Origin of the sequence: Caballeronia hypogeia, assembly GCF_001544875.2 — a bacterium.
Taxonomy (GTDB): Bacteria; Pseudomonadota; Gammaproteobacteria; order Burkholderiales; family Burkholderiaceae; genus Caballeronia; species Caballeronia hypogeia.
This window is the reverse complement of the sequence record NZ_FCOA02000001.1, coordinates 613,358-634,180: the sequence shown is the minus strand read 5'-3', so window position 1 is coordinate 634,180 and position 20,823 is coordinate 613,358. Positions and strand designations below refer to the sequence as shown.

At 63.2% G+C, this 20,823-nt stretch carries 19 protein-coding genes; 5 read left to right on the top strand and 14 right to left on the bottom strand.

Annotated elements, in window-relative coordinates:
* Positions 1 to 16: 16 nt before the first annotated feature.
* From AWB79_RS02945 to AWB79_RS02935, 3 genes are all read right to left on the bottom strand, one after another.
* Positions 17 to 778 carry an ABC transporter ATP-binding protein gene (locus AWB79_RS02945; RefSeq protein WP_061165831.1) on the bottom strand — a complete coding sequence of 254 codons (762 nt, stop codon included), beginning with the start codon at positions 776 to 778 and terminating at the stop codon, positions 17 to 19.
* Positions 775 to 1,554, bottom strand: coding sequence for an ABC transporter ATP-binding protein (locus AWB79_RS02940; RefSeq protein WP_061165963.1), 780 nt, complete (start codon positions 1,552 to 1,554; stop codon positions 775 to 777). The genes AWB79_RS02945 and AWB79_RS02940 overlap by 4 nt, the downstream gene beginning before the upstream one ends.
* Positions 1,555 to 1,917: 363 nt before the next feature.
* Entirely contained in the window at positions 1,918 to 3,594 is a 1,677-nt protein-coding gene (locus AWB79_RS02935) for a GMC family oxidoreductase (RefSeq protein ID WP_061165830.1), read from the bottom strand.
* Positions 3,595 to 3,731: 137 nt separating this feature from the next.
* Between AWB79_RS02935 and AWB79_RS02930 the strand changes: the two genes are divergently transcribed.
* On the top strand, positions 3,732 to 4,634 hold the full coding sequence (locus tag AWB79_RS02930) for a LysR family transcriptional regulator (protein WP_061165829.1): 903 nt from the start codon (positions 3,732 to 3,734) through the stop codon (positions 4,632 to 4,634).
* Between the two features lie 116 nt (positions 4,635 to 4,750).
* Positions 4,751 to 5,281 carry a class IV adenylate cyclase gene (locus tag AWB79_RS02925; protein ID WP_061165828.1) on the top strand — a complete coding sequence of 177 codons (531 nt, stop codon included), beginning with the start codon at positions 4,751 to 4,753 and terminating at the stop codon, positions 5,279 to 5,281.
* Here AWB79_RS02925 and AWB79_RS02920 read toward each other — a convergent pair.
* Together AWB79_RS02920 and AWB79_RS02915 are read right to left on the bottom strand one after the other, a co-directional pair.
* The gene (locus tag AWB79_RS02920) at positions 5,239 to 5,742 is read right to left on the bottom strand and encodes an Lrp/AsnC family transcriptional regulator (protein ID WP_061165827.1); all 504 of its coding nucleotides are present in this window, start codon (positions 5,740 to 5,742) and stop codon (positions 5,239 to 5,241) included. The two genes, AWB79_RS02925 and AWB79_RS02920, sit on opposite strands and share 43 nt — an antisense overlap.
* A gap of 248 nt (positions 5,743 to 5,990) precedes the next feature.
* Complete coding sequence (locus AWB79_RS02915) at positions 5,991 to 6,221, bottom strand: DUF3717 domain-containing protein (protein WP_061165962.1); 231 nt, start codon at positions 6,219 to 6,221, stop codon at positions 5,991 to 5,993.
* Between the two features lie 217 nt (positions 6,222 to 6,438).
* Here AWB79_RS02915 and AWB79_RS02910 point away from each other — a divergent pair, with 217 nt between their 5' ends.
* Both AWB79_RS02910 and AWB79_RS02905 read left to right on the top strand, forming a co-directional pair.
* Complete coding sequence (locus AWB79_RS02910; protein ID WP_014192702.1) at positions 6,439 to 7,125, top strand: response regulator transcription factor; 687 nt, start codon at positions 6,439 to 6,441, stop codon at positions 7,123 to 7,125.
* An 80-nt stretch (positions 7,126 to 7,205) separates the two neighbouring features.
* Positions 7,206 to 8,660, top strand: coding sequence for a sensor histidine kinase (locus AWB79_RS02905; RefSeq protein ID WP_061165961.1), 1,455 nt, complete (start codon positions 7,206 to 7,208; stop codon positions 8,658 to 8,660).
* A gap of 51 nt (positions 8,661 to 8,711) precedes the next feature.
* On the opposite strand, the gene AWB79_RS02900 is transcribed toward AWB79_RS02905, so the two are convergent.
* From AWB79_RS02900 to AWB79_RS02865, 8 genes are all read right to left on the bottom strand, one after another.
* Positions 8,712 to 9,182 carry an SET domain-containing protein gene (locus tag AWB79_RS02900; protein ID WP_061165960.1) on the bottom strand — a complete coding sequence of 157 codons (471 nt, stop codon included), beginning with the start codon at positions 9,180 to 9,182 and terminating at the stop codon, positions 8,712 to 8,714.
* Positions 9,183 to 9,363: 181 nt separating this feature from the next.
* The gene (locus tag AWB79_RS02895) at positions 9,364 to 10,476 is read right to left on the bottom strand and encodes an NADH:flavin oxidoreductase/NADH oxidase (RefSeq protein WP_061165826.1); all 1,113 of its coding nucleotides are present in this window, start codon (positions 10,474 to 10,476) and stop codon (positions 9,364 to 9,366) included.
* Positions 10,477 to 10,566: 90 nt separating this feature from the next.
* The gene (locus AWB79_RS02890; RefSeq protein ID WP_061165825.1) at positions 10,567 to 11,295 is read right to left on the bottom strand and encodes a glutamine amidotransferase; all 729 of its coding nucleotides are present in this window, start codon (positions 11,293 to 11,295) and stop codon (positions 10,567 to 10,569) included.
* Positions 11,296 to 11,427: 132 nt separating this feature from the next.
* Positions 11,428 to 12,072 carry a MarR family winged helix-turn-helix transcriptional regulator gene (locus tag AWB79_RS02885; protein WP_061165824.1) on the bottom strand — a complete coding sequence of 215 codons (645 nt, stop codon included), beginning with the start codon at positions 12,070 to 12,072 and terminating at the stop codon, positions 11,428 to 11,430.
* A 735-nt stretch (positions 12,073 to 12,807) separates the two neighbouring features.
* Positions 12,808 to 13,920 (bottom strand): YbdK family carboxylate-amine ligase, encoded by a 1,113-nt coding sequence (locus tag AWB79_RS02880; protein ID WP_061165823.1) that lies wholly within the window; start codon positions 13,918 to 13,920, stop codon positions 12,808 to 12,810.
* A gap of 30 nt (positions 13,921 to 13,950) precedes the next feature.
* Positions 13,951 to 15,153 carry a cation:proton antiporter gene (locus AWB79_RS02875; RefSeq protein WP_061165822.1) on the bottom strand — a complete coding sequence of 401 codons (1,203 nt, stop codon included), beginning with the start codon at positions 15,151 to 15,153 and terminating at the stop codon, positions 13,951 to 13,953.
* Positions 15,154 to 15,954: 801 nt separating this feature from the next.
* Positions 15,955 to 17,787, bottom strand: coding sequence for a bifunctional tRNA (5-methylaminomethyl-2-thiouridine)(34)-methyltransferase MnmC2/FAD-dependent 5-carboxymethylaminomethyl-2-thiouridine(34) oxidoreductase MnmC1 (gene mnmC, locus AWB79_RS02870; protein WP_061165821.1), 1,833 nt, complete (start codon positions 17,785 to 17,787; stop codon positions 15,955 to 15,957).
* Between the two features lie 50 nt (positions 17,788 to 17,837).
* Complete coding sequence (locus AWB79_RS02865; protein WP_061165820.1) at positions 17,838 to 18,863, bottom strand: VTT domain-containing protein; 1,026 nt, start codon at positions 18,861 to 18,863, stop codon at positions 17,838 to 17,840.
* Positions 18,864 to 19,160: 297 nt separating this feature from the next.
* On the opposite strand from AWB79_RS02865, the gene AWB79_RS02860 reads away from it, so the two are divergent.
* Complete coding sequence (locus AWB79_RS02860) at positions 19,161 to 19,439, top strand: HU family DNA-binding protein (protein ID WP_008352404.1); 279 nt, start codon at positions 19,161 to 19,163, stop codon at positions 19,437 to 19,439.
* Positions 19,440 to 19,553: 114 nt separating this feature from the next.
* On the opposite strand, the gene AWB79_RS02855 is transcribed toward AWB79_RS02860, so the two are convergent.
* Positions 19,554 to 20,819 (bottom strand): GTP-binding protein, encoded by a 1,266-nt coding sequence (locus AWB79_RS02855; RefSeq protein ID WP_061165819.1) that lies wholly within the window; start codon positions 20,817 to 20,819, stop codon positions 19,554 to 19,556.
* Positions 20,820 to 20,823 lie beyond the last annotated feature (4 nt).

Here is a 20,823-nt window from a genome sequence, read left to right as displayed (position 1 = left end):
CCCTGCCGCGCGACGCTCAGACTCCGAGCAATTCGTGCAGCACCGGCATCTTCGCTTCGAGTTCCCCCGCGCCGAAATGCTCGACGATATTGCCGTGCTCCATCACGTAGAAGCGGTCCGCGAGCGGCGCCGCGAAACGAAAATTCTGCTCGACCATGACGATGGTGTAGCCGCGCGACTTGAGCATCAGGATCATGCGCGCGAGTGTCTGCACGATGACCGGCGCAAGACCTTCCGAGATTTCATCGAGCAGCAGCAGATTCGCGCCCGTGCGCAGAATGCGCGCGACGGCCAGCATCTGCTGCTCGCCGCCCGAAAGACGCGTGCCCTGGCTGGCGCGACGTTCCTTAAGGTTCGGGAACATCGAGTAAAGCTCGTCGAGCGACATCGCGTCTTTTGCCGGGCCGATCAGCGGCGGCAAGAGCAGGTTTTCCTCGCAGGACAGGCTCGAAAAAATGCCGCGCTCCTCCGGACAATAGCCGACCCCGTAATGCGCGATCTTGTGTGTGGCCAGCCCGATGGTTTCATGTCCCGCGATACGAATCGAACCTGTCCGTCTTCCGGTGAGACCCATGATGGCGCGCAAGGTCGTGGTGCGGCCCGCGCCGTTGCGGCCAAGCAGCGTGACCACTTCGCCGCGATTCACCTTGAGGTCCACGCCATGCAGGATGTGCGATTCCCCATACCACGCCTGCAGACCCGATATTTCCAGCGCGGGCGCATTGTTCGCCCCGCCGTTCGCATTGAGCGAGCGGCGCTCCTCCACGATCGTACTCATGCATGCGCTCCGGTGAGCGCCGCATCGGCGCTGCCCATGTAGGCTTCCATCACGAGCGGATTCTTCGACACTTCCGCGTAGCTGCCTTCGGCCAGCACTTCGCCGCGCTGAAGCACGGTGATGGTGTCGGAGATGCCCGCGATCACGTTCATGTTGTGCTCGACCATCAGGATCGTGCGGCCCGCCGATACTTTCTTGATCAGCGCCGTCACGCGGTCGACGTCCTCGTGGCCCATGCCTTGCGTGGGTTCGTCGAGGAGCATGAGTTCGGGCTCCATCGAAAGCGTGGTGGCGATTTCGAGCGCGCGCTTGCGGCCGTACGAAAGCTCGACGGTCTTCGTGTCGGCGAAATCGGTGAGGCCCACTTGCGTGAGCAAATCCATTGCGCGGTCGTTGAGCTGATCCAGCGAACGCTCGCTGCGCCAGAAATGAAACGACGTGCCCAATTGACGCTGCAAGCCGATGCGCACGTTCTGCAGCACCGTCAGATGCGGAAACACAGCGGAAATCTGAAACGAGCGGATGATGCCGCGCCGCGCGATATGCGCCGGGCGCTCGCGCGTGATGTCGGTGCCGTTGAAAACGATCTGACCCGCAGTGGGCTCGAGAAACTTCGTGAGCAGATTGAAGCAGGTGGTCTTGCCCGCGCCGTTCGGTCCGATCAGCGCATGGATCGAGCCCCGGCGAACGCGCAGGTTCACGCCGTTCACGGCTGTGAAGCCCTTGAATTCCTTGGTGAGGCCTCGCGTTTCCAGAATGGTGTCGCCGAGAATCATGTCCCCTTCCATGCGAAGTGAGGGCGCTGAGCGAACGGTGTTCGCCTGCGCTTTAATTTTTCTTTCCGCGCGCACCCGAACGTTGTCTCCATCCCGGTACTGCTTCGCTCCGTGCATCGCTGTTGCGGCCGCACAAAGTGTGCACGAGGTATGCCGAGCATCACTTGATCCGGGGCCATTGTCGCGCCAATGATGCAGCGCAATCATTGGGATTTGCACTTACTAACGAATGGCTTATGGCCTTCGCGGATGCACGCTTTGAGGGCACGGCAAGTGCTTGTTCGCCGCGCATATATGCAATGCGTCACGCGCGCGCCATGCACATGTCATCTCAACATGTGAAGCGCGCGATTCATCGTCCTGTCATGCAAGCGCCGTCGCGATCACTTCCTGCGCTTCGATGCCGCGCCGGTCTTCACGGATCATGTCGCTCGCGCGTTCGGCGATCATCAGCGTCGGTGAATTCGTGTTGCCCGATGTGATCGTCGGCATGATCGACGCATCGACCACGCGCAGACCGCGCACGCCGATCACGCGCAGGCGGCTATCGACGACCGCGCCCGGATCGTTGTCGGTACCCATGCGGCAGGTGCCCACCGGATGAAAGATCGTCGTGCCGACATTGCCCGCGGCTTCGACCAGTTCTTCCTGCGTCTGATACTTGATGCCGGGAAGAATCTCTTCCGGCTTGTATTGCGCGAGCGCGGGCGCGCTGACGATGCGCCGCGTGAGACGCAATGCATTCGCCGCGACTTCACGATCTCGGTCTGTGGAAAGATAGTTCGGCGCGATCAAAGGCGCCGCATGTGCATCGGGCGATTCGATATGTACGCTGCCACGCGATGTCGGCCGCAAGTTGCACACCGACGCGGTGAACGCATTGAACGCATGCAGCGGTTCGCCGAAGCGTTCGAGCGACAAGGGCTGAACGTGATATTGCACGTCGGGCCGCTTGATCGATGCATCGTCGGGATTGGATTTTGCGAAGGTGCCGAGTTGCGATGGCGCCATCGACATCGGGCCGCTTCGCATCAGCGCGTACTGCATGCCGATGAAAAGCTTGCCCCACCAGTGCGCAGATAAAGTGTTGAGCGTGCGCACGCCATCGACCTTATAGGCCATGCGCAATTGCAAGTGGTCCTGCAGATTTTCACCGACGCCGCGCAGGCTCTTCACGACATCGATTCCGAGCCGCTGCAGACGCGCGCCATTGCCGATGCCCGAGAGTTCGAGGATCTGCGGCGAGTTCACCGCGCCCGCGCTGAGAATGACTTCGCAATGCGCTCGCGCGATGTAATCGACATCGCCGCCGCGATACTCCACCCCGACACAACGCACGCCTTCGAACACGAGACGTTGCGTGTGCGCGCCGGTGATCGTCGTGAGATTGGGACGCTTCATCGCTTCGCGCAGAAAAGCCTTCGATGCATTCCAGCGAATGCCGCCGCGCTGATTCACTTCGAAATAACCGACGCCGGTGTTGTCGCCGCGATTGAAGTCATCGGTGGCGGGAATGCCGCTTTGCTGCGCGGCCTGCGCGAAGGTTTCGAGAATCTTCCACTTCAGACGCTGCTTCTCGACGCGCCATTCGCCGCCCGCGCCATGCCATTGATTACCGCCGCCGTGATGATCCTCGCTGCGCATGAACAAGGGCAGCACCGAGTCCCATGACCAGTTCGGATCGCCGCAGATGTGCGCCCAGTCGTCATAGTCCTCGCGCTGTCCGCGCATGTAGATCATGCCGTTGATCGACGAACATCCGCCGAGCACGCGCCCGCGCGGATACGACAGCTTTCGGCCGTTGAGACCGGGTTCCGCCTGCGTCTTGTAGAGCCAGTCCGTGCGCGGATTGCCGATGCAATACAGATAGCCGACCGGAATATGAATCCAGTGATAGTCGTCCTTGCCGCCCGCTTCGAGCAGCAGCACGTTCACGTTCGGATCTTCGGTGAGGCGATTCGCGAGCACGCATCCGGCGGTTCCCGCGCCGACGATGATGTAGTCGAATTCGCCTTCAAGCTTGCGCGCGTTCTGTTTCATCGCTTGTCTCCTGTCGATTCCGTTCTGCTTCGCGACGGCTTTTATGTTTTGTCTATTTGGCGAGCGTACCGCTGCACGCGCTGCACAATCCAATCAGATATCTTCAATAGCGATATAAGTCGCGCTAATATCAGCCGATGGACTACACCCTCTTGCGCGCCTTTCTCACCGTCGCACGCGAAGGCAATCTCACGCGCGCGGCGGCGCAACTGCATCTCACGCAGCCGGCCGTCAGCCTGCAGATCAAGAATCTGCAGGAGATGCTGGGCGTCGTGCTGTTCTCGCGCACGTCGCACGGGCTTTTGCTGACGCGCGACGGCGAAGCGCTCCTGCCGCACGCGGAACGCGCGCTCGCCGCCGCCGCCGATGTCCAGCGCGCCGCCGCAGCGCTGCGTCACGAAGTGAGCGGCACGCTGCGCATTGGCACGATTCTCGATCCCGAATTTCTGCGGCTCGGCGGCTTTCTGCGGCAACTGGTGGAGACACATCCGCGCATCGAGACGTCGCTGCGGCACGGCATGTCGGGCTGGGTGCTGGAGCGGGTGAAGGCGCGCGATCTGGATGTCGGTTACTACATCGGCGATCCGGCTATTGACGGCACGCGCGACGGCGAACGCTTTCACGTCGTGCGGCTTACGCCGTTCGGCTATCGCGTGCTTGCGCCGGCCGGCTGGCACAACCGCGTGAACAAGGGCAAACGTAGCTGGGCCGCGCTCGCCAAGCTGCCGTGGATCTGGACGCCGCCCGAGTCCGCGCACAACCGCCTGCTGTCGCGCATCTTCCACGAGGCAGGCGCGATGCCGGTGATCGTCGCGGAAGTGGATCAGGAGCCGTCGATGCTGGATCTCGTCAAATCGGGCGTCGGCCTTACGCTCGCGCGCGACTCCATCGCGCTGGCGCAGGCGCATGCGCACGCACTGACGATAGTCGATGGCGTCACCGTGCCGACGCAGTTGTCCTTCGTCACGCTGACGGAACGCCGCGAGGAACCGGCGATCGCGGCGGCGTTGCGGCTGATCGACGCGCAATGGTCCGTTTGAGCGACGTGGTAAGGGCAAATCCCGACTTCGCGCGCAAGGCCATTCAAGCGGGCTTCATCGATCGTCTGCTAGTCTGAGCCCTCGTTTTTTCATCCAACCGCGTTCGAGGAGTCTTCATGGCACGCAACATCGAAATCAAGGCGCGCGCACATCAGTTCGACCAACTGCGCGAGCGCGCCGCCGCGCTCGCGCCCGATGCGCCGCTGGTGTTCCGCCAGCAAGACTTCTTCTACGACGTGCCGACCGGCCGTCTCAAGCTGCGTCAATTCGACGACGGCACGCCGTCCGAGCTGATCTTCTATCAGCGCGACGACCGCGACGGCCCGAAGGTTTCCTACTACACGCGCAGCCCGGTCACGAATCCGGAAGCGATGCATGCGCTGCTCGCGCAGGCGCTGACGACGCGCGGCATCGTCTCGAAGGAACGGCACGTGTATCTCGTCGGGCGCACGCGCATCCATCTGGATCGCGTGGACGGCCTCGGCGATTTCATCGAACTGGAAGTGGTGCTCGGTCAGGAAGACGACGAGGCCGGCGGCGAGCGGGAAGCGCACGACATGTTCGCGCGCCTGGGCGTGGGCGAAGCGGATCTCGTGCCGCTCGCTTACGTGGATTTGCTCAATCCTGCGGAATCGTCGGCGAGGTGAGAAAGAGGTAAGGGACCGTTGCGCTTGAATGTCGTGAGCACGATGTTCGAGCGCACGCTGTCGACGCCGGGCACGCGCATCAGCTTCTTCATCACGAAGGTCGAGAGCGCGTTCAGATCCGGCGCGACGATGCGCAGAAGATAGTCGGCGTCGCCCACCGTGGCGTGGCATTCGAGCACTTCGGGCAGCGTCTCGATCTGCTGCTGAAACTGCTCGATGACCGAATCGCCGTGATGCTTGAGCTTCAGGCTCGTGAACGCCGTAACGCCCAGGCCGAGCTTTTCCGGGCGTAACACCACGCGATATCCCTCGATCACGCCGGTCGATTCTAGCCGCTGCAAACGCCGCCCGATCTGCGACGGCGACAGCGGCACCTGCTCGCCCAGTTGCTGATGCGTGGCGCGGCCCGAGCGCTGAAGCACGTCGAGCAGGGCGAGGTCGAAATGATCGAGTTCGAGCATGAGGCGATTGCGCGCAAGAGCGAAGATGAACGCGACTTTATCGCACTGAGGCGCCGCCGCTCACAAACCCTTCGCGCGAAAGGGCCGTTTGGCGCGCACTTTAATAATTGCTTACGGCGGCAAACAAGGTAACGTTCGTGTTACCAACCATGACACCGCCGAAAGGCGAAAGCGGTCCCGATTCGACGGGATCGCGAATTTTGGAAGCATTCGAAAAGCGAAAAGTAAGCAAAAAGACCTTTAAACTTTCAGTCCCGAATGCCATTCTTGAAATGCTCGTAAGCTTCCCAGGCGGCACGGGCTTCGTCGTCCAGTTGCTCGGCCGGCAGGCTTGACTGACGCTGTACAATCAGCAGCGCATAGGGCCTGGACAGCGCGCTCGCCTCCTTGCAGAGACTGAGTTCGTCGCCGCTAGACGGGGAGCGGCCGCGCCAGTAGTTGATCGCGGCTTCGAGTTCGTTGATCGAGATGACAGCCATGTCCGGGCAGAAATACATTCGGTGTACGGCCGCTCGCGGCTACTATGAAACGGTCGCGCGACGCCGCATGAGATGTGAGTTTTAAACCGGCTCGAGCCCGCGCCGCCTCGTCGTGCAAGTTGTGCGAGTCGTGCATTCCGTGCGTGTCTTCAACGCATGGAGCATGTCTCCGAGGCCCCGCCCGCTTGAGCTCAAACCATTGTACTTGAGCGACTCCATGCGAATCCTTCTGATCGAAGACGACCGCCCCATCGCGCGCGGCATTCAAAGCAGCCTCGAACAATCCGGCTTCACGGTCGACATGGTGCACGACGGCATCTTCGCCGAACAGGCGCTCGCGCAGAACCGCCATGAGCTCGTCATTCTCGATCTCGGCCTGCCCGGCATCGACGGCATGACGTTGCTTTCGCGTTTCCGCCAGAGCAACCGTCATACGCCGGTGATCATCCTCACCGCGCGCGACGAACTGCACGACCGCGTGCAGGGCCTGAACAGCGGCGCCGACGACTACATGCTGAAGCCCTTCGAGCCGCAGGAGCTCGAAGCGCGCATCCGCGCAGTCATGCGCCGCAGCGGCCCGCATGGCGACGTGCCGCGCCCGGAGGTATCGCTGGGCGGCCTGCGCCTGTCGGGCGTCGATCGCCGCATCTTCAACGACGAGCGTCCGCTCGAGCTTTCGCCGCGCGAATTCGCCGTGCTCGAAATGCTGCTGCTGCGTCACGGCCGCGTCGTGAGCAAGGCGCAGTTGCAGGATCATCTGACGCACTTCGGCGGCGATCTGGGCGATACGGCCATCGAAGTGTATGTGCATCGCGTGCGCAAGAAACTCGAAAACACGCGCGTGGAGATCGTCACGGTGCGGGGCTTCGGATATCTGCTTCAGGAGATCCGGCAAGCGGCGTAATGCTTCTGCCGTAATACGTTTTGCGATTTCCCACCCGACGCGCGGGCGATCAGCGTTTCGCCCGCGAAGACTGGCTCGATCTGGCGCGCTCGAAAGCCGCCGAGACGCCGGCGCCACCGAGCCTGCGGCGCACCTTGCTGCGCCGGCTCGCCGCGCCGCTTTCCTTGCTCGCGCTGATGTCCGGCCTCATGGCCTACTGGCTCGCGTGGCAGTACACGCAGCACGTCGTGGACCGCTCGCTCGCGGATCTCGCCACGGCCATTTCCAAGCAGATCCAGCTCGCGGGCGTCGATGCGCCGGTCACCGTGCCGCCGCTCGCGCAGGCGATGTTCTCCGATCCGGTCGAGCAGCTCATCTACCGCATCAGCACCGGCGAGGATGAAATCGCCGGCGAACCCGATTTGCCGCTCACGGGCACCAACGTCCGGCGTATCCATTACGCCTACGTGTTCGAGACGCACTTTCAGGGCGTCAGCGTGCGCGCGGCGCAGGTGCGCGTGCCGCAGCCGACCGGCAATCCGATCGTCGTGGAAGTCGCGCAGCGGGTAGGGTCGAGATATCGCATTGCGGTGGAGTTTCTGATCGCCATCATGATGCCGCTCGCGTTGCTGCTGCTCGCCGGCTGGGTGATCGTGTGGCGCGTGGTGAACCAGCAGTTGAACCCGCTCACCGATCTCGCCGACGCGCTCAACCAGCAGACGCACATCTCGCTCGAACCGGTCGATGAAACCTATGTACCCGGCGAAATCCGTCCGCTCACCAGCGCGATGAACGGCCTGCTCGTGCGCCTGCAAACCGCGCTCGACGCCCAGCGCAAATTCATCGCCGATGCCGCGCATCAGTTGCGCACGCCGCTGACGGCCGTCAAGCTGCACGCCGAACAGGCGCTCAGTTCCCGCGATCCCGCGAAGGCGGTGGAAGCGGTGAAGGAATTGCGCGCATCGGCGGATCGGGCGGTGCGGCTGTCGAATCAGCTGCTTTCGCTCGCGCGCGCGGAACCGGGCGAACAGGCCGCGCGTTTCGCCGATTTCGATCTCGCCGCGCTCGCCTTCGAAACCGGCGCGGAATGGGTGCCGCGCGCGCTCGCCGCGAGCGTCGATCTGGGCTTTCAGCGGATCGACGATCCCGACAACGAGCATCCGATGATCGTGCGCGGCAACATCGTGCTCGCGCGCGAAGTGCTCGCGAATCTGATCGACAACGCGCTCAAGTACATTCCGCCGTTCCGCAGCGAAGGCGCGCGCATCACGCTGACCGTGAACGAATGGCACGACGAGAACGGCCGCCGCTTCGGCGAGGTCGTCGTGGAGGACAACGGTCCGGGCGTGCCGCCGGATCAGCAGCCGGACCTGTTCAAGCGCTTTTTCCGTGGCGATGGGCAGAACGTGGAAGGCGGCGCGGGTCTCGGGCTTGCGATCGTCCACGACATCATGGTGCTGCACGGCGGCAGCGTGCATTACGAGGATGGGCCCGAAGGCGGCGCGCGATTCATCGTGCGCATGCCGCTGAAGGAAGTGAAGCCGGACGCCGAATGAAACAAAGCCAGGACATCGCTGCCCTGGCTTCTTCGATTCACCGCAGGCCGCTTACTTCTTTTTCTTCGCTTTCTCTTTCTTCACCGCGAGCATCGTGCCGCGGCACTTCTTCGCCCCGCAGCGGCACTCGTATTCCTTCTTGAGCTTCTTCGTGATGCGCCCTTCGATCACGAGTCCGTAGTCGTAATTCAGCTCTTCATCCGGCTCGATGTCGCGCAGCGCGTGAATGAACACGCGGCCTTCGACTTCCTCGGCTTCGCAGTTCGGCGCGCATGAATGATTGATGAACTTCGCGCTGTTGCCTTCGATCTTGCCGTCGATCACGCGGCCGTCGTCGAGCGCGAAATAGAACGTGTGATTCGGCTCTTCCGGATTGTGCGGATGGCGACGCAGCGCTTCCTTCCAGGAAATGCGCTCGCCCTTGTACTCCATCACCTGCTCGCCCGCGGCGATGTGCTTCGCGGCAAACACGCCCTTGCCATGCACGCCGGAGCGGCGAACGGTGACCCTGCGTGAACTCATCGAATGAAATCCTTGAATAACGCTTCGCTCCCGCGCGCTCGGGATGAACATCGGGATGAAAAAAAACGCGGTGGCCTCGAAGGCGCCGCGTTCACTTGGCCGGGCGCTCACGCCCGACACACCGGTATCCTACACTCCCGGCGCGCGAAAGCTCAACCGTCCGGATGATGTTCGCCGCGTTTCAGCGTTGGCCGATGGTGATTTCGCCAAACAGGTTTTTCTGCTCGCGCGGCTGCGAGCGCCAGTACTGCGGCGGTGCGGTCACAGTCGCGCCGAGCTCGGCGGCCGCATGCCAGGGCCAGCGCGGATCGTAGAGCATCGCGCGCGCCATCGCGACGAAATCCGCCTTGCCGCTCGCGACGATCTCTTGCGCTTCCTTCGGCTCGGTGATCAGCCCGACAGCGATAGTGTTCACCCCTGTCGCTTCCTTCACGGCCTGCGCGAATGGCACCTGATAACCCGAGGACAACGGAATTTTCTGCAACGGCGACACGCCGCCCGACGAGACATCGACCCAGTCGACGCCGCGCTTCTTCAATTCCGACGCGAACGCGATCGTGTCCTCGATGCCCCATCCGCCTTCGACCCAGTCCGTCGCCGACACGCGCACGCCGACGGGCTTGTCGGCTGGAAACGCGGCGCGCACGGCATCGAAGATTTCGAGCGGATAGCGCATGCGGTTCTCGCGCGAGCCGCCGTATTCATCGGTGCGCTGATTGGCGAGCGGCGAAAGGAACTGATGCAGCAGGTAGCCATGCGCGCAGTGCACTTCGATACCGTCGATGCCGAGCCGCGCCGCACGTTTCGCCGACGCGGCGAACGCTTCCTTAACGCGAATGAGGCCGGCGGCGTCGAGCGCGAGCGGCGCGGTCTCCTCCGGCTTGTGCGGAATCGCGGATGGCGCGTAGGTCATCCAGCCGCCATCGGCCACGGAGATCAGCGCGCCGCCGTCCCACGGCGTGTGGCTCGACGCCTTGCGGCCCGCGTGCGCGAGCTGCATTGTCACCGGGATCTTCGAATACTGACGGATGGCAGCCATGACGGGACGCAGCGCGGCTTCGGTGACGTCGTCCCAAAGACCGAGATCGCCGGGGGTGATGCGCCCGTCCGGCTCGACCGCCGTCGCCTCGATGAACAACATGCCCGCGCCCGACAGCGCGAGCTGCCCGAGATGGATCATGTGCCATGCGGTGGCCTCGCCGCGCTCGGCGGAATACTGGCACATCGGCGAGACGAAGATGCGATTCGCAATCTGCAGACTGCGTAAGGTCGTGGGGGTGAACAGCGCACTCATGGCGGAGACTCGTCGCGAGGAAAGAGCGATCGAGAATAGCACCGCGCTTTTATTCACGCAGCGACCGCCTGCGCCCCAAGCTTCATACCATCACACGTCTGCGCGCTTGCTGCCGAAGCGGTCGAGCCACTCGCCGAACATCGCGCGGGCGGCACGTTCGAGATTCGCGCCATGGCGTGCGGTGTCATCGCGCAGCTTCGCGACGGTCGTGCCGCTCCTGGCGATATCGCCCGGATAGGTGACGAGCCAGCTTTCGAAGCGGTCCGCGAGCACTTCGGGATGACATTGCAACGCGAGCACGTGCTCGCCCCACGTGAACGCCTGATGCGCGCATTGATCGGTGGATGCGAGCAGCGTCGCGTTCTCGGGAAGTTCGAAGGTATCGCCGTGCCAGTGGAATACGGGAATGGGCGCGCCATCGGTTTCGAAATGACGCAACGCGGAGGCGCGGCCGGCTTCGGTCAGCGTGAGCGGCGACCAGCCGAGTTCCAGCCCGCCCGACGGATACACGCGCGCGCCGAGCGCCCGCGCGATCAGTTGCGAGCCGAGACAAATGCCGATGGTAGGCATTCCCGCCGCGATGCGCTTTTCGAGCATGGCGAGCAGCGGCGCAAGGTGCGGATAATGCGCGTCGTCGTAGGCGCCGATCGGCCCGCCGAGCACGACGAGCAGCGATGGATCGAGCGGATTGGGCGCGTCGATGCGGCCGCGCCCGACGTCCAGATAGCGCACCAGATGGCCGCGGTCGCCGAGCACGTGTTCGAGGCTGCCCAAATCTTCGAAATAGACGTGGCGAATCGCCAGGGCTTCTTGTTTCATCGGCGGCTTTCCCGGGGCGAAAGATTGACGAGTCGCGCCTCGCTGCGAAGCGCGACGGGCACAGTCTAACCGACTCGCCGCGCCGTCACAGCGCTGGATGCCGCCGAATGCCTTCCTGCCGTCGGGCGGGAATCAGCCGACCGTAGCGAAGACCTTCCAGACCTTCTTCTGCGTGGCGACGTCGGCTTCTTCGTATACCGAACAGTCGAGACGCAGGTCGGTTTCAGCCATGTCGATCTGCAGAAGCGCGCAATGATGCGGCGTCTTCTTGGGATTCTTGCTGACCTCGAAGTGCGAGCAGGTCAGACACATGCGGTGCGCCGGAATTTGTTCCTGCGCCTCGAGCTGACGGATGGTCTTCAGCAGCGTGCGATAAAACGTCACCTGCTCGTCTTCGCGCAGCGTGCCGACTGCCTTCGCCAGGAAGTCCGGCCATTGCAGCGCCTTTTTCGCCGCGGTGCGGCCGCGTGCGGTCAGGCGCACCGCGAGCGCGCGGCCGTCGTCGATCGCGCGGCGCTTCTCGACGAGACCCTTGCCTTCGAGCGTGCTCACCGCATCGCTCGTGGTGGCGGCGGTCAACGCCGTCTCACGCGCGATTTCCCCGAGACGCATCGGCCCCTTTCGCTGCATGAGCAAAACAAGAATCTCACCCTGGGTCGGCGTAAGCCCCGCACCCTCCGCCCATTCCCAAGCCTGGCTGCGCATCGCCGTGCTCAGCCGCAGCAGACCGTGGGTCACCCGCCCCGTCGCCTGCTCACCGTATACGCCTTCACTCATAGTCTTTCGCTTGTTGTTCCGCTTATAAGTTTTGACGGCTCGTTCGCGCTGACCACCGCGAACACCTCGCCCGGAACACCGTCCGCAGATGCCAAAAACCGACCCCTTGCGGACAGCCCCCGTTCTCGGTCCCCACCGTCTCAAAATTCAGGCGTGCCAAGCCAATTGCCGGTGCCTGAATGGGGACGTTGCAACCCTCATCGTTTATGCGCCGTCTTATGTTCCTGCACGGGGCGCTGTTTTCCTGCCGACTATAACGCTACATCAGCAAAGTCGCCATTCTAAGCGACATAGAACAAACGTACACCTTAATTATCCACGCATAACTGTGGATAACCCGTGGAAAAACGTCTTCTTTGTTTGTGGACGTATTCTTGATAACACATGTCGCTTCGCCGAGCGCCTTTCGGTTGTCCCGAACGTTCTCTCGCGGAGCGCGTACTACCCACACGGTTATCATTTCCCTAGTCCGTTGACTCAGCGCCGCTTTTTGACGTTTTCCACAGATTGGTGACGGACTTGTTAACTACTATTACGGACGTATACGGATTTTTTGAAGTAAACCTTAGCGGCATCGAATCGGTTCTTCTTGAAACGTTGCCGCGAGCGCTTTATTCCGCTTGCTCGCCATGCACGTGTTTCATACGGAGGGGCGCAAAGACAAAGGCCGCTTAGATTCTCATCTAAACGGCCTTTCGTCTTGATTCACCAATACTCACCGGCGTAAGCGCAGCGTTATCGACGCCACTGCAGGCATTGTTGCCTGACCGCCTCGTGCAGCGATTTCTCCTTGTCGACGACGCCGCGCAGCCACGTCGCATCGTTGATGCCACGTGCAATGTCCGCCACCTCGGCGAGCGCCGCCTGGGAGCCGAGCGCCTCGGCGTGCGGCCTGAGCACGTCCAGCGTCGCGAGAATGTCCTCGCCGATCGTCCGCCGCTCGCCCGTCTGCGGATGGATGCACGTGCCTTGCAACCCGAAGCGGCACGCCTCGAAGCGATTGAAGGTGTAGACCAGATAGTCGTCCTCGCGCGGCGTCAGCGGCTTGTCGAGCAGCAGATAGCGCGACAGCGTTTGAATGTAGCAGGCGATGGCCGCGGCACGGTCGACGGACAACGGCGTGTCCATCACGCGGACTTCGATCGTGCCGAAGCCGGGCTTCGGCCGGATATCCCAGTAGAAGTCCTTCATGCTGTTGACGACGCCCGTGTTGACCATCTTCGAGAAGTACTCCTCGAAGCCTTCCCAGGTCAGCACGAACGGCGCGCGGCCCGACAGCGGGAACGCGAACACCGAGTTCAGGCGCGCCGAGTGAAAGCCAGTATCGACGCCCTGGATATACGGCGACGACGCCGAGAGCGCGATGAAATGCGGAATGTAGCGCGACATCGAATGCAGCAGGAACAGCGCGCTGTTCGGGTCCGGGCAGCCAATGTGGACGTGCTGGCCGAACACCGTGAACTGTTTGGCAAGATAGCCGTACAGCTCGGAGATGTACTGGAAGCGCGGCGCGTCGTAGATCTGGCGGTCGCTCCATTGCTGAAAGGCGTGGGTACCTCCGCCGGCAAGTCCGACGTTGAGCTGATCCGCCGCGGCGACGAGCGTGTCACGAATCTTGCGCAGATCGGTGACGGCCTGCTCGTGCGTCGTGCAGATGCCGGTCGACAGCTCGATCATGCTTTCGGTGATTTCGGGCGTGATGTTGCCCGGAATCTTTTCGTCCTTGATGAGACGCATGAGGTCCGACGCGGCGCGGGTCAGATCGTAGTCGTGCGTATTGACGACCTGGATCTCCAGTTCGACGCCGAACGTGAACGGTTCGGAATTGATGAAAGGTTCGAGTGCCATGACGCCTCTTGAATGTTCAATGCCGGCGCGTCATTCGCGCCGCTCGCCCACCGCCGACAAACTACGGTACACCACGAAAGGCGCCACGATCTGCAGCACGACGATCGAGCACATGACGATCGCGCGCAGCGTGGGATCGTAGTCGGGATAGAGCACGTACATGTCGTCGACGAGCAGATACGCGAGCGCGGACATCGGCGTGAGCGCGACGCCGAGGGCCGCGCCCTGCTTCAGGTTCAGTCCGCTCGGCTTGGCGAAGATCAGCACGCCGACCAGCTTGCCGATGAAGCGCGCGACGATCAGCCCGAGCGCCGCCAAGCCGCCCAGCGCGATATCGCTCCAGTGAAACGACGTCAGCGTCAGCGCGAACAGGATCACGGTGAGCAGCCAGCCAGCCGAACCGAAATGCGACGGCCAGAGTTGCGGCCGCTCGTCGGCGTTCTTCACGATGATGCCGGCGGCCAGCAGCGCGAGAATCGTCGACAGCTTGAAGATGTGCGCGACCGCGATCGCCAGCAGCACCAGCCCGAACAGCGCGACGAACGAATGCTCGTCGTTTGCGGGCAGGCGGCGCACCAGCAGGTTGCACGCGCGCGCGAGCAGGAACGCGAGCACCAGTGAACCGATGAGCAGATAAAGCGGCTGCAGGATCGTGGCGAACGTGTTGCCGTAGATTTCCTGATGCAGCACGCCTGCCGCGAGTTTTTCGACCACGACCGCGTACATGCTGTTGAGCGCGGTCAGGGTAAGAAGACGCTGCGTGACCTGGCCTTCCGCGCGCAGTTCGGTCTTCAGCTGAATGACCATGGCGGGCGACGTGGCCATCGCGATGGCCGCGACCACGACCGAGGGCATCGTCGGCACATTGAGCAGCGTCAGCGCGATCAGCACGAGGCCGAACGTAAACGTCGACTCGGCGATGCTCGACAGAATCAGGTACGGATTGCGGCGAATCCAGCGCAGATCGAGCCGGCCGCCGAGCTCGAAGAGCAGCAGGCCCAGCGCGACATCGAGAAGCGGCCGCGACAGGCCGCCCGCGCTGGAGTCGATCACTCCCAGACCCGCATTGCCGGCGATCAGTCCGATCACCGCATAGCCGGTGATGCGCGGCAGTCGCCACGCGCGCCACAGCAGTTCTCCGGCAAGTCCCGCCGTGACGAGCGCGAGACCGGCCCACATAATGGCGTCGGGTTCGAGCGGCCACGCGGGCAAAAATGAAAATGCCGAATTCATCGTATTGGCTTCTCCTTCGTTGCTGCTTTAGCAGAGGGTGCACGTTGCTTTGCGCGACTCGCATCGACGGCGCGCGCTGGCGGGCGGCGCGCATCCGCCCGTCCATGCGAGCGGTGGTTCATTCAGGCGAAACGAAATGCGAACGAACACGGCGTCACGGTCTGGCCGTGCACGAATTAGACGACGCGTCCGGCTGAAAGCGGCGGGCCATGCATGCCTGCAATGTCGCACCGGAGATCCCGGATCCGTGTGACAGGGGCGATGCACGCGGCGCTCGCTCGATTACTCGGCCGAACACAGCAAACGACGTTGCGGCTTGGTTGATCAGATTCTTGGCGCGCAACCATCGTTCCATTGAAGCGGGCGCCGTGTGAACGGCGCGACGCAGGAAGAAGCGCGATTGTGCCATACCTCGGTGCCCCTGACAGAAAGTCCCAAACTCATGATTCTTATGAAGTAAAAGCGACTGCCGAGTTTGGGCCAGATTGGAAAAGCTGACCGGTTGTTCCAGTTACGGGGTTCCGGACTCTCGAACATGCTGCTGACGGTGGCCTCTCCGTCAGGTGTTTACAGGTTTACTGTATATAAACGTAGTAGTTGTTAACAAGCATCGCCCGCTTCTGTGGATAACCTATCTTTCATCTTTTGATTCAATGATTTGAAGAAAGCAGAAGCGCACCGTAAACATGTTGGCGCGCCGCGGTAAACTCGGAACAACTTTTGGACTTCGAAGACGGCCTTCAAGTTGTCCCGTTTACGTGCACAACGCGTTCACACGAGTTTCACCTTCAATCCGACGGGTTATCCACAAGTCGCCGGGGATAACTCACCATGCCGGAGTGCCCTTAGCAAGAAACGGGCTGGGTCGATGGCTTCGGCCAGATCGCGCTCGATCGGCCACGGCTCGCCCTCGATCTGCGATGCGATCAGCTCGGCCGCGAGCGTTGCCCAGACGAGGCCGCGCGAGCCGAACGCGAACGCGCCATAAAGCCCCGCCATGCGCGGCAGATCGAGCGGCCACGCGCCGGAGAGGCGGCGTGCGTCGGCTCGCGCGGCGTTTTCGTCGGCGAGCTGGCCGATCATCGGCATGCGGTCGCTGGTCACGCAGCGGAACGCGACGCGGCCTTCGCGCACGGCATCCGTCGCGAGCTCGAGCCCTGGCAACATGCCCGCGACGCGCCCGATGTTCTCGCGATGCCCCGCTTCGCGAATCTCGCGGTCAGGATCGTCTATGTCATAGGTCGCGCCGATCAGCGTGCCGCGCGCGCCGAGCGGAACCGCGTAGCCCTCGCCGATCACCGGCACGCGCAGCGCGGCCGCATGGGTATCGAGAATGCTCAGTTGGCCGCGCACGCTGCGCGTCGGCTTGCCGTACAGACCGGCGAGGCGCTGGGCATCGTGCGCGCTGGCCAGCACCATGACCGGCGCGCGCGCGATCTCCGCGCCGCCCGAATCGAACGCATGCCAGCCGTGGTCATCGTGCGCGATGCGCGCCACGTCCGTGTTCATACGCGCCGTCAGACGATCCGATGCGCAGGCAAGCTGCGCCGCGCACACCGCCGCCGGCGAAATCGCGCCGCCATGCGGGAAGAACCAGCCGCCGCGCGCGACTTCGACGCCGGCGATGCGCGATGCATCGGCTTGCGTCATCGGCTGCACGTATTCCGATGGATACGCGAAGCGCGCGATGGCGGCGGCAAGCGCATCGCCGTCGTCGGGGGTATCGGCGATCTGCAGCAGGCCCGCGTGGGTTCGTCGCAAATCGTGATGTGCTTCTTCGAGCGCGCGCCATGCGTGCAACGCATGCAGAAAGCCGGCGCGCGTGAGCCGCGCGGCGATGCTGTCGTCACGCCAGACGATCGGATGAAACACGCCCGCCGGATTGCCCGATGCATCGCGCGCGGGCAGCGCATGCCGGTCGATCAGCGTGACGCGCCAGCCGCGCGCCGCGAGTCGCGAAGTTATCGCGCAACCGGCGAGACCCGCGCCGATGACAATGGCTTCGCGCGTCTTCGCTTCGCATGTCTGCGGCGGCTCGTGGCGACGCACGCGCCAGCGCGGAGCGAACCGCGCGACCAGCGGCGCGTGCGCGACATCGGGCGCGCAAGTAAAGCCCGATGCTTCGAGCGCACGCCGCGTTTCCGTTCGCGCATCGATGCTCGTCGTCACCGAAACCGTTGCGTCATCGCCCGCGAGACGCGCGACCGCCTTGTATGACTTGCGCGCATCGCCGGTTGCGGCAGGATCGCTCGAGTCGATATGGAACGCATCGGCGCGCAGCCAGAGCTGTGACAGCAATTCCCGCACGTCAGGGCCGATTGCAAGCGTCAGCGTCACGCGCCCAGCCTCGAATTCAAGCCGATGCACGCCCGCCACGCGCATCGGCCACGCACGCGCGAGTTGCGCGGCCAGCGGTGATGCATCGTGCTCGGAAGGCGGATCATCGAGTGCATCGAGCGGCGCGAGCGCGATGACATGCAAGCGCTCGCATCGCGCGGCGTCGTCGCGCCATCGCTCCCAGATCTTGAGAAACGCGCTGCCGCGAGCGAACGGCATGCTCAGAAAAGTGAAGATGCGCTTGTGACGCCAACGCGCGGGAAGATCGTGCGGCGTGAGAAGCGAGGATTCGGTCATGCGGTGGATGAGAAGATGCCACGCGTCCGCTCGAAGCGAACGCGATCGAGTTATGCGGAAGGCGCTTTGGCGATCATCTGAGCGATGTCTTGCCGGGCGTCGTCGATGATGAGCGGCTCGACCGCATAGCCCGCGTCGCGCCATGCCGCGAGGCCGCCCAGCAGTGGCGCGACGTCGGAGAAGCCATGCGCGGCGAGTTCCCTCGCGGCCAGCGCGGCGGACACTTCGCTCGGGCAATCGCAGTACGTGACGAGCTTGCGGTCGCGGGCGATCTCCGCGAGTTGCGTCGCGGCGTCGTCGTTCAGCAGCAGCGCGCCGGGAATCGCATACGGGTCCATCGCGCGGCGTTCGTGGCGGCGCACATCGACGACGAGCGGCGGCGGCTCGCCTTCGAGCAGCGCACGCAGCGTGGCGATATCGATGCGCGCCATGCGCAGCCTGCGCATCAGCGACACGCGTCGCCACCAGCGCGCAGCGAGATAGAGCGCGAGCGCAATCACGGCGATGACGATCGCGCCGCGTCCGAGCCAGTCGAGATACGCGAGCCCGGTATCGACGAGATCCGCGAACATTGCCCCGAACACGACGCCGAGCCCGGACCAGAGCAGCGCGCCGATGGCGTCATAGAAGACGAAGCTGCCGAAGCCGATGCCGGTCGCGCCCGCAACGGGGATCGCAAGCGTCGACAGGCCCGGGATGAACTTCGACAGCGCGAGGATGCGCACGCCGAAGCGCCCGAAGAAGTCGAGACTGCGGCTCACGCAGGAGTCGCGCGAGATGGACAGCTTGCACAGGAAGCCGAGGACGCGGCTGCCATAACGGCGTCCGAGCCAGAACCAGAGCGTATCGCCGACGAGCGCGGCGGCGCTTGCGGTGACGACGATCGCCACGAGCGGGCCCCAAGCAGCCGATGGAAACAGCGCCGGAAAACCGCCCGTCACAGCGCTTGCGGAGACCGTGATCGCACCCGTCAAAACCAATGTGGGCAAGGCTGGGAGCGGAAGGCCGAGGCACTCCAGGAGAACGTTGGCAAAAACCAACGGCAGGCCGTATTCGATGATCAGCTCGCGTAGCATGGATCGGACCCAGGTGTCCTGCGTCGAAAAGCCGGCCAGGAGCCCCAAAAATATAAGGGTAAATCTTTGAAACCCTTATCCTGATTGGGTTTGCGCTGCGCTATCATACCAAGCGCCGCGTACAGAGGCGGCGCGAAGGTGACGAAGTGGAGCAACGCCGGTGAAGTGGCGCGAAAGATCGCCGATTCGTTGGGCGGACCCGCCAGAAGGCCGTCCCTACTCGACTGCACGGCTTGCGCACGTATAATCGGCGCGTTCGCGCTGTTCGTGTCAACCTAAACTGATAAAGGAACCTTAATGAACAAACAGGAATTGATCGACGCCGTGGCCGCTCAGACCGGCGCCAGCAAGGCTCAAACCGGCGAGACGCTGGACACGTTGCTCGAAGTGATCAAGAAGGCTGTATCGAAAGGTGACGCAGTGCAGTTGATCGGCTTTGGCAGCTTCGGCTCGGGAAAGCGCGCAGCGCGCACCGGCCGCAACCCGAAGACCGGCGAGTCCATCAAGATCCCGGCCGCAAAGACGGTCAAGTTTACGGCTGGCAAGGCATTCAAGGACGCAGTGAACAAGCGGTAAGCTTTTTGCCGATTGTTGAGCAGGTGAGGCTACCAGAAGTAGCCGGTTGGACATGACCCGCCTTTGGCGGGTTTTTTTTCGTGCGCGCGATGGGCATCGGTGGCTGCCCACAGATCAATGTCGATGGTCCTCGCAATCGCAATCGGGACCGTGATCGCGATCGTGGTCATGATCATGCTCCTCCACTTCCCATGCCGGGAAGGGATCGTCGAAGCGTGTCCACGCCTGTGGTCCGAGCGCCCATTCGTCATCGGTCAGAAGGCAGTCATCGAACTTGTCCTGCCATGCGGCGGGGTCGAGATCCAGACCGATCAGTACCAGTTCCTGCCGACGATCGCCAACGCTGTTGTCGTCCGGATCGCCATACCATTCAGCGACGATCTCTGCTTCGAGTTCGGGGTCATCGGCCGGCCACTCGCTGCGATCCTGCGCCGCCCACCACACGCCCGCCGGACCATGACGCACCGTGCCGCCCGCCTGCGACAGCGAACCGCCGACTTCGCTGCGCGTGGCTAGCCAGAAGAAGCCCTTCGCGCGCAACACGCCCGGCCATTCCTGGTGCAGCAGATTCCACAATCGCGCGGGATGAAACGGTCGGCGCGCCCGGTACACGAAATGGTTCACGCCGATAGCATCGGGTTCGTCGCCCGATGAATCGTCGCCGTTGAGAATCGCGAGCCAGCCGGGTGCGCTCGCGGTGGCGTCGAAATCGAAGCGTCCGGTGCTCAGTACTTCGCCCACCGGCACATAGCCGGATTGCGCCCGTAATTGAAGCGCGCGCGGATTGAGTGCGTGCAGGATGCGCGCGATCTTCTCAACCTCATCGCTGCCGGCGAGATCGGTCTTGTTGATCACGATGACATCGCAGAACTCGATCTGCGCGATGAGCATTTCGACGACCGTCTTGTCTTCGTCGTCATCAGACTGATGCGCGGCTGCAAAGCCGCGCTCCGCGAGCGAGTCCGACGAAGCGTAGTCGTGCATGAAACTCGCGGCGTCGATAACTGTGACGAAGGTATCGAGATGCGCGCGTCCCGCCAGCGTGGCGTCATCGTCGTCGCCGAATGCGAGATGCTCGGCGATCGCGATCGGGTCCGCGAAACCCGACGATTCGACGATGACGGCATCGAAGCGCTTCTGCTCCGCGATCCAGGTGATCGCGCCTTCGACCGCGTCCATCGACCGGTCGCTCAGGGTGAGCAGCAGGCAGCCGTTGGGCAGTTCGGTGGTTTGCCGGTCCGCGCCCGCGACGGACTTGCCGCAGGTCACGGCGCCGATGCGCACGCCTTCGGCGTTGGCCAGCAGGGCGTCGGCGAGTGTGGTCTTACCCGCGCCGGTGAATCCCGAGAGCACGGTAATGGGCAATGGCGTCTGGTTCATCGCA

What these genes read in the sequence shown, in the direction of transcription:
- AWB79_RS02855 (WP_061165819.1), bottom strand. Translation starts at nt 20,819, where the DNA reads ATGAACCAGACGCCATTGCCCATTACCGTGCTCTCGGGATTCACCGGC.
- AWB79_RS02890 (WP_061165825.1), bottom strand. Translation starts at nt 11,295, where the DNA reads ATGAAACAAGAAGCCCTGGCGATTCGCCACGTCTATTTCGAAGATTTG.
- AWB79_RS02935 (WP_061165830.1), bottom strand. Translation starts at nt 3,594, where the DNA reads ATGAAACAGAACGCGCGCAAGCTTGAAGGCGAATTCGACTACATCATC.
- AWB79_RS02945 (WP_061165831.1), bottom strand. Translation starts at nt 778, where the DNA reads ATGAGTACGATCGTGGAGGAGCGCCGCTCGCTCAATGCGAACGGCGGG.
- AWB79_RS02865 (WP_061165820.1), bottom strand. Translation starts at nt 18,863, where the DNA reads ATGCTACGCGAGCTGATCATCGAATACGGCCTGCCGTTGGTTTTTGCC.
- AWB79_RS02900 (WP_061165960.1), bottom strand. Translation starts at nt 9,182, where the DNA reads ATGAGTTCACGCAGGGTCACCGTTCGCCGCTCCGGCGTGCATGGCAAG.
- AWB79_RS02940 (WP_061165963.1), bottom strand. Translation starts at nt 1,554, where the DNA reads ATGATTCTCGGCGACACCATTCTGGAAACGCGAGGCCTCACCAAGGAA.
- mnmC (WP_061165821.1), bottom strand. Translation starts at nt 17,787, where the DNA reads ATGACCGAATCCTCGCTTCTCACGCCGCACGATCTTCCCGCGCGTTGG.
- AWB79_RS02925 (WP_061165828.1), top strand. Translation starts at nt 4,751, where the DNA reads ATGGCACGCAACATCGAAATCAAGGCGCGCGCACATCAGTTCGACCAA.
- AWB79_RS02910 (WP_014192702.1), top strand. Translation starts at nt 6,439, where the DNA reads ATGCGAATCCTTCTGATCGAAGACGACCGCCCCATCGCGCGCGGCATT.
- AWB79_RS02880 (WP_061165823.1), bottom strand. Translation starts at nt 13,920, where the DNA reads ATGGCACTCGAACCTTTCATCAATTCCGAACCGTTCACGTTCGGCGTC.
- AWB79_RS02930 (WP_061165829.1), top strand. Translation starts at nt 3,732, where the DNA reads ATGGACTACACCCTCTTGCGCGCCTTTCTCACCGTCGCACGCGAAGGC.
- AWB79_RS02885 (WP_061165824.1), bottom strand. Translation starts at nt 12,072, where the DNA reads ATGAGTGAAGGCGTATACGGTGAGCAGGCGACGGGGCGGGTGACCCAC.
- AWB79_RS02875 (WP_061165822.1), bottom strand. Translation starts at nt 15,153, where the DNA reads ATGAATTCGGCATTTTCATTTTTGCCCGCGTGGCCGCTCGAACCCGAC.
- AWB79_RS02920 (WP_061165827.1), bottom strand. Translation starts at nt 5,742, where the DNA reads ATGCTCGAACTCGATCATTTCGACCTCGCCCTGCTCGACGTGCTTCAG.
- AWB79_RS02915 (WP_061165962.1), bottom strand. Translation starts at nt 6,221, where the DNA reads ATGGCTGTCATCTCGATCAACGAACTCGAAGCCGCGATCAACTACTGG.
- AWB79_RS02895 (WP_061165826.1), bottom strand. Translation starts at nt 10,476, where the DNA reads ATGAGTGCGCTGTTCACCCCCACGACCTTACGCAGTCTGCAGATTGCG.
- AWB79_RS02860 (WP_008352404.1), top strand. Translation starts at nt 19,161, where the DNA reads ATGAACAAACAGGAATTGATCGACGCCGTGGCCGCTCAGACCGGCGCC.